Source organism: Streptomyces sp. 1-11 (assembly GCF_007176755.1).
GTDB lineage: Bacteria > Actinomycetota > Actinomycetes > Streptomycetales > Streptomycetaceae > Streptomyces.
Genome location: NZ_BJTV01000011.1, coordinates 212,254 through 224,949, shown reverse-complemented (window position 1 = coordinate 224,949; position 12,696 = coordinate 212,254). Strand labels below are relative to the sequence as shown.

The window sequence follows — 12,696 nt, the reverse complement described above, 5'->3', positions numbered from 1 at the left end:
GGTCAGCGCGCCGGCGCCGGCTCCGGGGTCCGGGTCGCCGCCAGGCCCGCCCTGCGCGCCGCCCGCGCGAACGTCACCGCGTCCTGGACCGCCGCACCGCCGGGGTCGTTGTTGAAGTAGGCGAACACGTCCTCGCCCTCGGGCCAGGTCGTCGCGATGCGGTCCACCCAGGTCTCCAGGGACCGCCTGCCGTAGCGCGGCCAGGGCTGGGCGCGCCCCTGGTGGAAGCGGACGTAGCCCCAGCCGGCGGTGCGCCACAGCGGGGTGACCGGGCGGGCCAGGACGTCCGCCCAGCACAGGGCGGCACCCCGGGAGGACAGCACCTCGCGCACCTCGGCCGTCCACCAGGAGTCGTGCCGCGGCTCGACGGCGACCCGGGTGCCCGGCGGGAAGCAGGCCAGGCAGGCGTCCAGCAGGGACGGGTCGGCGCGCAGGGTGGGCGGGAGCTGGAGGAGGACCGGGCCCAGCCGGTCGCCCAGGCCCGCCGCGTGGGTCATCAGCCGGTGCACCGGCTCCTCCGGCTCCCGCAGGCGCTTGATGTGGGTCAGATAGCGGCTGGCCTTGACCGCGACCACGAAGTCCGGCGGCACCCGCACCCGCCAGGCGGCGAAGTTGTCGTACGACGGGAGCCGGTAGAAGGCGTTGTTGAGCTCCACGGTCAGGAACCGGCGCGTGTACTCCTCCAGCCACAGCCGCGCCGGAACGCCGGCCGGGTAGACGACCTCCCGCCAGTCCTTGTACTGCCATCCCGAGGTGCCAACGAACACGGTCATACGGCCATGAAAGCACCCGGATCCGCTGCCGACAGGTCCGCCGCCACCGGGCCGCCGGTCACAGGTACAGCCCCGCGTCCGCCCCGTCCCGCGCTCCCGGAACCGAGGTCGGCGCCGTGCCCCGGCGCAGCGCGTACAGCTCGGCCAGGGTGGCGCCGTCCCGGCCGACGCCCTCCTCGGTGCCGAGCCAGCCGGCCGCCTCGGCGCGGCTCAGCGGTCCCACCTCGATGCGGGCCAGACAGCGGCCGGGCCGTACGACGGCCGGGTGCAGGCGCTCCAGGTCCTCGTTGGTGGTGACGCCGACCAGGACGTTGCGGCCCTGGCCGAGCAGGCCGTCGGTGAGGTTGAGCAGCCGGGACAGGGCCTGCCCCGCGGTGTGCCGGGCCTCGCCCCGGATCAGCTCGTCGCAGTCCTCCAGCAGGAGCAGCCGCCAGCGGCCCTTGCCCGCCGCGTCCTCCTCGCCGATCGCGATGTCCATCAGGTAGCCGACGTCGGAGAAGAGCCGCTCCGGGTCGAGCACGCAGTCCACCTGGCACCAGTCGCGCCAGGAGCGGGCGAGCGTGCGCAGCGCGGAGGTCTTGCCGGTGCCGGGCGGCCCGTGCAGCAGGAGCAGGCGGCCGGCGATGTCCTCCGGCGTCGTCTTCATCAGGCGGTCCATCGCGTCCGCCACCGGCGCCGTGTAGTTGGGCCGGATCTCGTCCCAGGTGCCCGCCGAGATCTGCCGGGTGGTGCGGTGCGGGCCGCGGCGCGGGGAGACGTACCAGAAGCCCATGGTCACGTTCTCCGGCTGGGGCTCCGGTTCGTCGGCCGCGCCGTCCGTCGCCCGGTCGAGGACGGTCTTCGCCAGTTCGGCGGTGGTCGCGGTCACCGTGACGTCCGCGCCCCGGTTCCAGCGGGAGACCAGCAGTGTCCAGCCGTCGCCCTCGGCGAGGGTGGCGCTGCGGTCGTCGTCGCGGGCCGCCCGCAGCACCCGGGCGCCCTCCGGCAGCAGGGTCGCGCCGGAGCGGACGCGGTCGATGTTCACCGCGTGCGAGTACGGCTGCTCGCCCGTCGCGAAGCGGCCGAGGAACAGCGCGTCGACGACGTCGGACGGCGAGTCGGAGTCGTCGACGTGGAGCCGGATCGGCAGTGCGTCGTGTGGGTTCGCAGACATGCCCGCCATGATCCGGCACCGATGCCCTCCGCGCACGGCATTTCCACCCCTTGTCCCAGGTGTCCACACGCCTGCCGCGAGCCCCGGACCCGGCGGCCGCCGTGCTCGTTGACGGGTCGTCATGAGCGCCGTCGCGGGCGTGGCGGCGGCGGACCGGCGGGGCCGCGAGGGCGCTCCGCGGGGCGGCCGGGTCACCGGCGCGCAAGAGGGCGGCGGTGAACGTCCTGGGGTGATTGCGTCGAGAGGTGGTGAGAAGTCGTTGAGCCCGAAAAAGTTTTTGGCATGGACACTTCCAGTCAACACGCGTAGTTGCTACGACAGTTACGGCAGAGATCCTGCTAAACGGAGGTTCCATGAGACGTTCCCGACTTACCGGATTCGTGACCTCGCTCCTCCTCGCCGCCGGCCTCTCCCTCACCGGGGCCGTCACGGCGCAGGCCTCCTCGGCAGCCGTGACCGGTGGCTACGTGGCGCTCGGCGACTCCTACTCCTCGGGGGTCGGCTCGGGCAGTTACATCAGCTCCAGCGGAAGCTGCGACCGCAGCACCAAGGCGTACCCGTACCTGTGGAACGCCGCCCACAGCCCGTCCTCGTTCGCCTTCAACGCCTGCTCGGGCGCCAAGACCGACGACGTGCTGGCCAACCAGCTCGGCTCGCTCAACTCCTCCACCGGCCTGGTCTCCATCAGCATCGGCGGCAACGACGCCGGTTTCGCCGACGTCATGACGACCTGTGTGACCTCGTCCGACAGCACCTGCCTCGCCAAGATCAACACCGCCAGGGCGTACGTCGACTCCACGCTCCCCGGCAAGCTCGACGCCGTCTACAACGCGATCAGCGCCAAAGCCCCCACCGCCCGGGTCGTCGTCATCGGTTACCCCCGCTTCTACAAGCTCGGGCAGACCTGCCTCGGCCTCTCCGAGACCAAGCGGTCCGCGATCAACGACGCGGCCGACTACCTCGACAACGCCGTCCAGAAGCGCGCCCTCGACCACAACTTCGTCTTCGGTGACGTACGCACCACGTTCACCGGCCACGAGATCTGCTCCAGCAGCTCCTGGCTGCACAGCGTCAACTGGCTCGACATCGGCGAGTCGTACCACCCGACGGCGGCCGGCCAGTCCGGTGGCTACCTGCCGGTGCTCACCAACGCGGCCTGAGCCGGGCGGGTGAGGCCGTCGGACAAGGCCCTTCCGTGGCCGACCCGTGGGAGTGAACCCCCCGGGCGAGCCCGGAGCTGACGCGGAGACCCCGTTTGACGGGGTCTCCGCGCGGTCGTACCGGTCACCGGTAACGGCCGCGCGAGGCGCCCGTGTCCACGGCGGTGCCGGCTCAGCCGGCCGCGGACACGGCCCCCTTGAGCAGCAGACCGGCGCCCAGGGCGACGACGGTCAGCGCGGACGCCAGCGGCAGGGAGCGGCGTAGCAGCCCGGCCACCGGGTGGGACGTCCAGCGCGGGCGCCGCTCCAGCACCTGGGCGACGCCCGACCCCAGCCGGACCACCGCGAACCCGGCCGCCGTCAGGGTCAGCGCCAGACCGGCGCCGTACGCCACGACCAGCAGCAGCCCGAACCAGGCCTTCCCGAGCGCCGCGGCGCCGACCAGGACGACCACGGCGGAGGGGCTGGGCACCAGACCGCCGGCGAAGCCGAGCAGGATCGTGCCGCGCAGGGTCGGGGCGGTCGGATGGCTGTGGGTGTGACCGCCATGGGTGTGCACCACACCGCCGGAATGAGGGTGATGGTGTTCTTCGTCGGGACGGTGGTGATGGCCGTCGTGGTGCTCGTGCCGGCCGTGATGGTGATGGCCGTCGTGGTGCTCGTGCCGGCCGTGATGGTGATGGCCGTCGTGGTGCTCGTGCCGGCCGTGACGGTGATGGCCGTCGTGGTGGCGGCCGTGGTCCGGGCGTTCGGCGCCGGCGGCCTCCCGGGCCGCGCCCACCAGCGCCGGCGGGGCCTGCTCCGGCACGGGCCGGGCCCGCGGGTGCGCATACCGAAGCGCGCGCTCGCGCCAGGCCCGGCGCACCAGGCCGGCGCCCGCCGCGAGCACCAGCGCGCCCCCGGCCACGCCCAGCCAGGCGATCACCGACGGCGCGGCCGCCGAACCGGCGGTGACGAGCAGACCGAGGGCGACCACGCCGAGGGTGTGGGTCACCGTCACCGACGCCGCCAGGGGCAGCACGTCCCGGACCCGGGACCGGCCCCCGCGCGCGGCCGCCGTCGCCGCCATCAGGGTCTTGCCGTGCCCCGGGGCCAGGGCGTGCAGGGCGCCGAGGGCCACGGCGACGAGCAGCGCCAGCGCGGCGAAGCCGAGGGTGAGGTCCTGCCGGGCCACCAGATCGTCCAGGGCGCGGGTCCAGCGGTCGGCGCCCCGGGGCAGCACGGCCGCGCCGGGCGCGTCCTGCCGCTCCTCGGCCAGGGCCGGTCCGCCGGGCCGCACCCGCAGCGAGGCTCCGGCGGTGTCGGCCGGCGAGGACAGCAGGTCCTTCGGATACGTGGTCAGCTCGTGCGAGACCGACCGCCCCGGCACGTCCGTCGCGGTGAGCGTCATCCGGTCACCGCGCGCGGTGACCTCCCGCCAGCCGGGGCCGCCGGCCGCCGCGCCGCGGAAGCGGAGGGCCAGCGGCCTGCCCCCGGGCAGCGGCGCGGTGAACCGGCACTCCAGACGCAGGGTGTGCAGCCCCGCCTGCCCGGGCCGCAGCCGGGCCCGCGCGCTCGCGGGGGACAGCGCGGTGGCGCGTCCCGCCACGGTCAGCGCGCTGTCCGCGGCGGCCGCGGCGCACCGCCGCCCGGCCCACGCGTCCAGGCCCAGCCGCCGCACGGCCGGCCCGGCCTGGGTCGCCGGGATCTCCGCGAGATCCTCCACGTGGTCCACGCGGAGCCGGCCGGGGGCGACGACGAGGCCGTCGTACCGGTTCACCGTGAAGTTGCCGAGAGGGTGCGCGCTCGCCGTCGCGGCGGGCAGCAGCGCGAGGCCGCAGGCGGCGGTCAGGACGGCCGCCGCCAGGGCGGCCGGGCGGCGGAGCGTCACTCGGCGCCCCCCAACGCCTTCCGGGCCTCGGCCGCGCCCCGCGGCGAGAAGCCGGGGTTCAGCCGCAGCGCCGCCCGCAGCGAGGCACGGCCCTGTGCCGTGCGGCCCGTGGCCAGCTCGATCATGCCGCGGTGGTAGAGGAAGACGGCGTTGCGGTAGCCGGTGGCCGTGGCCCGGCGGGCCGGTGAAAGGGCCTCCTGGTCACGGCCGTTGACGTGCAGCGCCCAGGCGAGGGCGTCCGCGGTGTGCACGGTGCGCCGGCGGTCCCACTCGGCGCGGGCGGCGCGCAGCGCGGACGCCTTGTCCCCGTGGTCGGCGGCGGCCAGCGCGGTGTCCAGGTCGGCGTCGACGCCGTTGGCCCTGGCCAGGGCGGTCCAGGCGTCCACCAGCGCGTACTGCTCGCGCGCCTGCGCCTCGTCGCCGGCCGCGCCGCGCGCCTCGTACAGCTCGCCGAGCGCGACCAGCGGCCCGGGCAGCGGATAGCGGGCGACCACGGTCCGCAGCCCCCGGATCGCCTCGTCCCGGTGCCCGCTCGCCGCCTGGGCCCGGGCCCGGCCCTCCAGCGCCGGCAGATAGGTGTCGTCGGCGGCCAGAGCCCGGGCGTAGAAGCGGAGCGCGGACGCGTACCGCCCCTGGTTCCAGGCGAGCTGGCCGAGCTGGGCGGCCACGTAGGCGACGTCGCCGGACGAGGCGGCCGCGTCGAGGGCCTGCCGCAGGACCCGCCGGGCCGTCGCCACGTCCCCGCGCAGCTCGCGCACGTAGGCGTACCGGGTGAAGACCGGCACGCCCGGCCTGCGTTCGTCCGCCGTGCGGGCGGCCCGCGACGCCTGCGCGTACCGGCCGAGCTCCACCAGGGCGTCGACACGGGAGCACAGGGCGCGTTCGCTGTACGGGTTCCGCCGCAGCGCCCGGTCCGCGTAGCCGAGCGCGCCCGCGAAGTCGTGCCGGGCGGCGGCGAGGGCGGCCCGGCCGGCCAGCGCCCGGTCGTCGCCGGGCGCCAGTGCCAGGGAGCGCGCGAGAGCCTTGTCGGCCTGCGGGTAGCGGGCCGGGTCGCCGTTGGTCCGCGCCTGCTCGACGTAGGCCAGACCGAGGGTCGCCCAGCCGCCGTGGTCCCGTGGCTGCGACCGAAGATGGGCCTGCAGGGCGGCCACGGCGGCGTCCAGGTTCCCGCCGCCCAGCAGCCCGGGGTCGACGGCGGCGGAGGCCGCCGCCGGCAGCGCCCGGCCGTCCCGCAGGGCCCCGGCGGCGATCGCGCCGCCGGTCAGCGCGACCGCCAGCAGCACCGCGGGCCCCGCGAGCCGCGCGGCCCGCCACCGCCGTGCGGCGGCCCGGGCCCGCCGCACGGCGGCCACCCGCTCGTCAGCCCCCGCCGCGCCCCGCGCCCCGTCCGGCCCGGCGCCGGGCCCGGGCCGCGGTGCGGGTGCGGTGCCGGGAGGCGGCGCGGACGCGGCCCCGGGCCGCGGTGCGGATGCGGTGCCGGCAGGCGGTGCGGGTTCGGTGCGGGGTGGCGGCGGGGCGCCGGGCCCGGCCGTGCGGGCGGTTCGCCCGTCGGTCTGCTCGTCGTTCGTGCGCGGGGCCATGCCGTCTCCTGGATCGCCTGGTGCCGGTTCGAAAAGCGGAGGGCGCGGCCCGCCGTGGGGGAAGGGAAACGGGCCGCGCCGGTTCGGGGGTGTGTCAGTACGGGCGCCGCATCCGGCGGCGCCACCAGGCGAGGGCGGTGCCGATCAGCAGGACGCCGGCCGCGCCGGAGGCCGCCGAGGCGGCGATCAGCACGGCGTTCCCGGAGCCGGCGGAGCCCGCCCCGGCCGGCCGCAGCGCGTCGCCGAGCTGACTGCGCACGTCCGCGCCCTCGGCGGTGCCCTTGGCGAGCGCGCCGCGCGAACCGGCGGTGGGCTGGGCGACGTACGGGAAGTACTTCTCGAACTTCTTGTCGTTCTCGTCCACCGCGTCGCCCAGATCGTTCTTGGCGCCGACCAGTTCGCCCTCCATCACCTGGAGCGCCTCGTCGACCACGTCGTCGGTGAGCCGGCGGCCGTTCGGGAAGCCCGCGTTGTCGCCGTCCAGGACGCCCAGCCGCTTCGGATGCATGGCCGGCTTGATCGAGGTGTTCAGCCGCAGTTGCTCCGAAGGCTTCACGTTCGGCGGCTGGTTGAGGCCCTTGACGCCCTTCAGGAAGACGTCGACCAGGTCGTCGCGCGGCTCGGCGGGCGCCTTGATCTTGTAGATGCCCTCGATGAGCTTCGGCAGCTCCGGGCCGGTGACGTTCTTCAGGAACTGGGCGTCGTACGAGGGCTGCGAGGCGTTGAACCGGTCCTTGTCCTTCTGCGGGTTGACGACCTCGTTCACCAGCGGGTTGCCCAGGCGCGAGACCTGCGCGTAGTAGCCCTGCGCGTTGCGGCGCTGGGTGGTCGACCAGATGCCGACCACCGGCTGTCGGCCGGACTCGCGGATCAGGTCGTTGGGCACCTGCAGCGCGATGGTGTTGACGTTGTAGCCCTTGAGCGTGTCCCGGCCGACCTCGGTGAGGTTGCCCCCGTACAGCAGGTCGAAGACGCGCAGGTCCAGGAAGAACGGGTCGTCGGCCTGGCCGGCGAAGGTCGCGGCACCGCCGGCCGCCTTGTACACGGCCTGCGAGCGCAGCTTGCCGTAGTCCGGCATGGACGCCTTGCCCACGTTCGACGGCGCCACCGGTACGTCGTCCGCGAGCTTCGTCCGCGACACCACGTGCTGGTTCCTCAGCCGGACCAGGTCGATGTCGTACGTCTGCGTGACGTTGAGGTCCGGGTCGTCCAGGCTGGTGACCGGACCGGTGTTGTACAGGAACGTGTTCCCGTTCTTCGTGTGCGTCCTGAAGGTGTAGCGGAAGAGCAGGTCGTCCCGCGCGTCACCGTTGTTGTCGACGTGGATGTCGTACTGCGCGTCGTCCGCGAACGTGTAGAAGTTCGGGCCGCCGGCCGGGTCCTCGAACGGGATCCAGTCGGCCACGATCGTCGTGGTGTCCGGCTTGTCCGGGCTGACGAACGCGTACAGGTCCGTGTTGTCGTACTGCGGTGTGCCCGATATCAGCGGCGCCTCGCGGTGCGAGGAGGCGGAGGCCGCCCCGGGTTCCAGCGTGGCGACGCCGGCGGCCGCGAGCCCGCCGGCGGCCAGCGCGCCACAGATGAGCGTGACCAGGCCCTTGCGACCGGTGCCGCTCCTGGAGAAGAGAGGTGTCATGCCGTCCGTCCTCAGTGCCGACTTGCTCCGACGGACGGGTATACGGAGCGGGTTCGCCGGCCGGATTGGTCGGCGCGGGAATTTCTTTCGGGTCCCGCGGGACCCGCGTTTTCGGCTCCCGGATGCGTATCAACCGCCGGAGGTGTGCGCTCGTGCGGATGCGTGGAGTCAGAGGCGGGGGCCGGACCGGATGCGGTCACGGAGCGGGGAGCGGGGCGCGGGCGGACGAACTGCTGCTGCTCGTGGCGGACGGGGACCACAGGGCGTTCGAGGACCTGTACGCACTGGTGTCCGGGCCGGTGTTCGGGCTGGTGCGGCGCGTGGTGCGCGATCCCGCGCAGTCCGAGGAGGTCGCACAGGAGGTGCTGCTCGAACTCTGGCGCTCGGCGGGCCGGTTCGACCCACGGCGGGGCAGCGCCCTGTCCTGGATCCTCACCCTCGCCCACCGCCGCGCCGTGGACCGGGTGCGCAGCGCACGCGCGGCCGGCGAGCGCGAGCAGCGGGAGGCCCTGCGCGCCGGGGAACCGGCCTTCGACCAGGTCGCCGAGGAGGTGGAGGCCGGACTGGAGCGCGAGTGGGTGCGCCGCTGCCTGAACCGGCTCACGGCGCTGCAGCGCCAGTCCGTCACCCTCGCCTACTACGACGGCTACACCTACCGTGAGGTGGCCGAGCGGCTCCAACTGCCGCTCGGCACGGTCAAGACCCGGATGCGCGACGGGCTCACCCGGCTGCGCGAGTGCCTGGGAGGTGCCGCGTGAGCCCGCTGGGCCGCCTGCTGGGCCGTGAGGACCCGCACTCCCTCGCCGCGCCCCACGCGCTCGACGCCCTCGGACCCGGCGAACGGCGCCGCTTCGAGAAGCACCTGGGCAGGTGCGACCGCTGCGCCGCCGAGGTGCGGGCGCTGTCCGAGGACGCGGTCCGCCTCGCCTGGTCCACGGCCGAGCCGGCGCCGGCCGCCCTGCGCGACCGGGTCCTGGCCGCCGTCCGCACCACCGCCCAGGAGCGGCCGCCCGCCGGGGAGCGCGCGACCCGGCTGCCCCCGCACGTCTGGGGCGGCCAGCCCCCGCCGCGCACCCGTACGCCCCGGTCGCGCCCCCTGTTCGTCCCGTTCGCCACGGCGACCGCCGCCGCGGCCCTCGTCGTCGCCTCGCTGTTCGCGGTCCAGGCCGGCCGCACCCATGACCGGCTCGACGCCGAGCAGGCACGGGCACGTGAGATCGCCCACGTTCTCGCGGCGCCCGACGCCCGGGCCGCGGCGAGCGGGGACGGCCGGGGCCGCGGTATCGGAGTGATCGCCTCCGTATCCGAGGGGCGGGCCGTCGTCACCCTCAGCGGGTACGGCGCCCCCTCCGGCGGCCGCGTCCACCAGCTCTGGGTCATGCGCCCCCATGCGCGGCCCCGCTCGCTGGGCCTCCTCGCGGGCGACACGCCCTTGGTCGCCCAGGGTCTCGGCAGATCCTCGACGTCACTCGCCGTGACCGTCGAGCCCGACGGCGGATCGGCGCAGCCCACTGGTCAGCCGGTTGCTCAACTCACCCTGAAAGTGGTCGGATTCGGAGAGTAGTCAGCGACGAATGGTCAACCTCCTTGTGGGGAAGGTGAATCCTGTGGGCGAGATACACGGGTGCTCCACCGGGGCGATAGGGTTACCCTGCCCGGGCCGGGTGGACTCGTACGGGTGGGGAGTGACATGGAGCAGATAACAGTGCGCAGCAGGGCCAGGGTTCCTGCGATCACCTGCGGGAGCAGCGCGACCAGTTCGCGCCTCGACCGCCATCTGGCGGTGCTGGCGGGTCCCGCCATACCGCAGGTCGAGACGGTCGAGGCCACCTCGCTGATGCGTGAGCTGACGGCGCGCGACACCCCGCACCAGCGCAGCGACCGGGGCCGGCGGGTCAGCCGGGTCTCCCTGTTCGCGCCGCTGCGCCGGCTGCGCCGTTCGCTGTTCGGCGGGCACTGAGCCGGCACCGAGCCGACACCGAGCGCACCCCGCGAGGCCCCGCGGGGTCCCCGAGCGGGCCGGCGGACCCGGACCCGTCCGGGGCCCGCGCTCAGGCCACCACACCGTCCCGGCGCAATGCTGCGATCTCGCCGTCCGTCATCCCCACGGCGCGCAGCAGGGGCTCGGTGTGCTGTCCGAGCGCGGGCACGTCGCCCATCCGTGCCTCCTCCCCGCCCGGCAGCGTGAGGGGAGGCAGCAGCGCCTTCAGCGGTCCGGCCGGCGTACCCACCTGACGCCACCGGTCCCGGGCCGCGAGCTGCGGGTGGCCGGCCAGCTCGTGCAGGTCGCGCAACCGCGCGCAGGCGATCCCGGCCCTCTCCAGCAGGTCCAGCGCCTCGTCGGCGCCGAGCGCGGCCAGCTCCCGTGCCACCAGCTCGTCGGTCCGCGCCCGGTTGGCCACCCGGGCCGCGTTCGTCGCGAAGTCCGGGTCCGTTCCCAACTCCGGTCTGTTCAGCACCTGTTCCGCCAGCCGCCGCCACTCCCGGTCGTTCTGCACCGACAGCAGCACCCGTCCGCCGTCCGCCGTCGGATAGGCGTCGTAGGGCGCGATGACGGCGTGCGCGAGCCCGGTGCGGGCCGGCGGCTCTCCGCCGTGCATCGCGTGGTGCAGGGGATGCCCCATCCACTCCGCGAGCGCCTCCAGCATCGACACCTCCACCGGTCCGCCCCGCCCGGTGACGCCGCGCCGGACCAGGGCGGCCAGCACACCGGAGAAGGCGTACATGGCCGCCGCGATGTCCGCCGCCGGGATGCCCGCCTTGACCGGCTGCCCGGGTGTCCCGGTCACCGACACGAGACCGGCCTCGCACTGCACGAGCATGTCGTACGCCCGCTTGTCCGCGTACGGGCCCGAACCGCCGTACCCGGAGATGTCCACGGCGATCAGCCGCGGGTGCGTCGCGCACAGCGTGGCCGCGTCCAGCCCCAGCCGGGCGGCGGCCCCGTGGGCCAGGTTCTGCACGAACACGTCCGCCTCCGCGACCAGCCGCCGCACCACCGCCAGGCCGCGCGGGTCCTTCAGGTCAAGGGCGATGGACTCCTTGCCGCGGTTGCACCACACGAAGTGCGAGGCGAGCCCGCCGGCGGCGGTGTCGTACCCCCGCGCGAAATCACCTCCGTCGACCCGCTCCACCTTGACGACCCGGGCGCCGAGGTCGGCGAGCTGCCGGGTGGCGAAGGGCGCGGACACGGCCTGCTCGACGGCGACGACGGTGATGCCCTCCAGGGGCAGCGGCAGTTGATCCATGGGCCGGATGATCTCCCCTGACCGGCGGTCCTGTCAGCCCCTTGCGACGCACGGCACCGGACGCCGCGGGCTGATCCGGCGCGCATCGTCGGACAGGCCCTACAGCAGCGCGAACTGGCCGTCCGGGCCCTCCTCCTGGTGGTCCAGGACCGAGGCGGGGCGGCGGGCGGAGGCCGGGACCGGGAGGACGCCCGCGCGCCGCAGCCCGGCCGCGGTGACCGGTGAGGTGACCTCGAAGGCGGTCCGCCCTGGACGCAGCTCCGCCAGCAGGGTCAGCACCGTGACCAGCTCCAGCAGCTCCGACGTCCAGGCCTGCGGCCAGCCGGCGGGGCGGATCGCCGAGAGGGTGCCCGGCGCCGCCGGCGCGGTACGGGCCGTGAACCAGGCCTGCAGGACCCGGACCCCGGCCACCTCGTAGTCCCAGGCCTCCGGCGGCACGGGGGAGATGCGGCCGTCGTCGAGGTGCAGCGTCTCCTCCTCGCGGTCGTAGTGCAGGGTCAGGGGGCGCGCGGGCAGCGGGGCGCGGACGTAGGGGCGGCGGCCGCCGGGCAGCTTGGGGCGTTCGCCGTCGCGGCGCATCAGCCACAGCACGCGCCGGCCCAGCTCCACGCCCGCGGTCCAGACCTCGGCGTCCCGCGTCAGCGGGACGGTGAGATCGGGGCGGGCCGCCGCCAGGATCCAGGCCAGCACGTCCACGGCCGTGGGGCGTTCACCCAGCAGGGCGGCGAGATGGTCCAGCAGGCCGGGCGCCAGGTTCGGCTCCGTGCCGTCCGGGCGGCGGTACAGCGGGCGGATCCGGCCGGGGCGCAGCAGCGGCAGCAGCGAGGTCGCGAGCAGGGGGCCGCCGTCGCCGGTCTCCACCACGAACACCTGCCGCTCGCCGGCCACCCGCCACAGCTCCGGCCGGGCCGCGTCGAGCAGCCGGTGGTCCGGGATCAGCCACTGCTCGTCGAACGGCGCCGCCAGCACCCGCACCGGTTCCGCGCAGGGGCCCTCGGCGCGCGCCAGCCGTTCGGTGCCGGTGGACTGGCCGGGGAGCTGGCCCACCGCGGAGTGCGGGGTGCGGGAGCGGGTCGGCTCGAACAGGGCCTCCCGCTCCGGACCCGCCGCCCGGAGCAGCGCGTCCCAGCGGGCCCGCAGGGAGCCGGGGTCGGGCGCCGTCGGCCAGGCGCGGCCCGGCCGCGGCGGTGCGACGGACCACGGCATGAGGTCCGCCAGCGGCGGAGCGTCGTCGTGCGTCACGCTGGGCATCGTAGAGCCTGCCGGCGACGGCCGG

At 75.2% G+C, this 12,696-nt stretch carries 11 protein-coding genes; 4 read left to right on the top strand and 7 right to left on the bottom strand.

Annotated features, from left to right (window positions below):
• Positions 1 to 2: 2 nt before the first annotated feature.
• Both TNCT1_RS23870 and TNCT1_RS23865 read right to left on the bottom strand, forming a co-directional pair.
• Complete coding sequence (locus TNCT1_RS23870; protein ID WP_143635538.1) at positions 3 to 773, bottom strand: DUF72 domain-containing protein; 771 nt, start codon at positions 771 to 773, stop codon at positions 3 to 5.
• Positions 774 to 831: 58 nt separating this feature from the next.
• Positions 832 to 1,926, bottom strand: a complete 1,095-nt coding sequence (locus TNCT1_RS23865) for a DUF5925 domain-containing protein (RefSeq protein ID WP_143635536.1) — start codon at positions 1,924 to 1,926, stop codon at positions 832 to 834.
• 353 nt (positions 1,927 to 2,279) lie between these two features.
• Between TNCT1_RS23865 and TNCT1_RS23860 the strand changes: the two genes are divergently transcribed.
• Positions 2,280 to 3,086 carry an SGNH/GDSL hydrolase family protein gene (locus TNCT1_RS23860; RefSeq protein WP_143635534.1) on the top strand — a complete coding sequence of 269 codons (807 nt, stop codon included), beginning with the start codon at positions 2,280 to 2,282 and terminating at the stop codon, positions 3,084 to 3,086.
• Between the two features lie 172 nt (positions 3,087 to 3,258).
• On the opposite strand, the gene TNCT1_RS23855 is transcribed toward TNCT1_RS23860, so the two are convergent.
• The 3 genes from TNCT1_RS23855 to TNCT1_RS23845 form a co-directional block, all read right to left on the bottom strand.
• The gene (locus tag TNCT1_RS23855) at positions 3,259 to 4,956 is read right to left on the bottom strand and encodes a nickel transporter (RefSeq protein WP_143635532.1); all 1,698 of its coding nucleotides are present in this window, start codon (positions 4,954 to 4,956) and stop codon (positions 3,259 to 3,261) included.
• Entirely contained in the window at positions 4,953 to 6,536 is a 1,584-nt protein-coding gene (locus TNCT1_RS23850; RefSeq protein WP_143635530.1) for a lipopolysaccharide assembly protein LapB, read from the bottom strand. Before TNCT1_RS23850 ends, TNCT1_RS23855 begins: the two co-directional genes overlap by 4 nt.
• Positions 6,537 to 6,630: 94 nt before the next feature.
• Positions 6,631 to 8,172 carry a DUF4331 domain-containing protein gene (locus TNCT1_RS23845; RefSeq protein ID WP_143635528.1) on the bottom strand — a complete coding sequence of 514 codons (1,542 nt, stop codon included), beginning with the start codon at positions 8,170 to 8,172 and terminating at the stop codon, positions 6,631 to 6,633.
• Between the two features lie 158 nt (positions 8,173 to 8,330).
• Between TNCT1_RS23845 and TNCT1_RS23840 the strand changes: the two genes are divergently transcribed.
• The 3 genes from TNCT1_RS23840 to TNCT1_RS23830 all read left to right on the top strand — a co-directional run bounded on the left by TNCT1_RS23840 (position 8,331) and on the right by TNCT1_RS23830 (position 10,132).
• A complete protein-coding gene (locus TNCT1_RS23840; protein ID WP_235902853.1) occupies positions 8,331 to 8,930 on the top strand; it encodes a sigma-70 family RNA polymerase sigma factor in 600 nt (199 codons plus the stop codon).
• Positions 8,927 to 9,736, top strand: a complete 810-nt coding sequence (locus TNCT1_RS23835) for an anti-sigma factor domain-containing protein (RefSeq protein ID WP_143635525.1) — start codon at positions 8,927 to 8,929, stop codon at positions 9,734 to 9,736. The genes TNCT1_RS23840 and TNCT1_RS23835 overlap by 4 nt, the downstream gene beginning before the upstream one ends.
• A 126-nt stretch (positions 9,737 to 9,862) precedes the next feature.
• Positions 9,863 to 10,132, top strand: a complete 270-nt coding sequence (locus TNCT1_RS23830) for a hypothetical protein (RefSeq protein ID WP_143635522.1) — start codon at positions 9,863 to 9,865, stop codon at positions 10,130 to 10,132.
• A gap of 91 nt (positions 10,133 to 10,223) precedes the next feature.
• Here TNCT1_RS23830 and TNCT1_RS23825 read toward each other — a convergent pair whose 3' ends face one another.
• The gene (locus TNCT1_RS23825; protein ID WP_143635519.1) at positions 10,224 to 11,420 is read right to left on the bottom strand and encodes a CaiB/BaiF CoA-transferase family protein; all 1,197 of its coding nucleotides are present in this window, start codon (positions 11,418 to 11,420) and stop codon (positions 10,224 to 10,226) included.
• Positions 11,421 to 11,519: 99 nt separating this feature from the next.
• Entirely contained in the window at positions 11,520 to 12,671 is a 1,152-nt protein-coding gene (locus tag TNCT1_RS23820; RefSeq protein WP_143635517.1) for a type ISP restriction/modification enzyme, read from the bottom strand.
• Between the last annotated feature and the right edge of the window lie 25 nt (positions 12,672 to 12,696).

What these genes read in the sequence shown, in the direction of transcription:
- TNCT1_RS23870 (WP_143635538.1), bottom strand. Translation starts at nt 773, where the DNA reads ATGACCGTGTTCGTTGGCACCTCGGGATGGCAGTACAAGGACTGGCGG.
- TNCT1_RS23865 (WP_143635536.1), bottom strand. Translation starts at nt 1,926, where the DNA reads ATGTCTGCGAACCCACACGACGCACTGCCGATCCGGCTCCACGTCGAC.
- TNCT1_RS23860 (WP_143635534.1), top strand. Translation starts at nt 2,280, where the DNA reads ATGAGACGTTCCCGACTTACCGGATTCGTGACCTCGCTCCTCCTCGCC.
- TNCT1_RS23850 (WP_143635530.1), bottom strand. Translation starts at nt 6,536, where the DNA reads ATGGCCCCGCGCACGAACGACGAGCAGACCGACGGGCGAACCGCCCGC.
- TNCT1_RS23845 (WP_143635528.1), bottom strand. Translation starts at nt 8,172, where the DNA reads ATGACACCTCTCTTCTCCAGGAGCGGCACCGGTCGCAAGGGCCTGGTC.
- TNCT1_RS23840 (WP_235902853.1), top strand. Translation starts at nt 8,331, where the DNA reads ATGCGTGGAGTCAGAGGCGGGGGCCGGACCGGATGCGGTCACGGAGCG.
- TNCT1_RS23830 (WP_143635522.1), top strand. Translation starts at nt 9,863, where the DNA reads ATGGAGCAGATAACAGTGCGCAGCAGGGCCAGGGTTCCTGCGATCACC.
- TNCT1_RS23825 (WP_143635519.1), bottom strand. Translation starts at nt 11,420, where the DNA reads ATGGATCAACTGCCGCTGCCCCTGGAGGGCATCACCGTCGTCGCCGTC.
- TNCT1_RS23820 (WP_143635517.1), bottom strand. Translation starts at nt 12,671, where the DNA reads ATGCCCAGCGTGACGCACGACGACGCTCCGCCGCTGGCGGACCTCATG.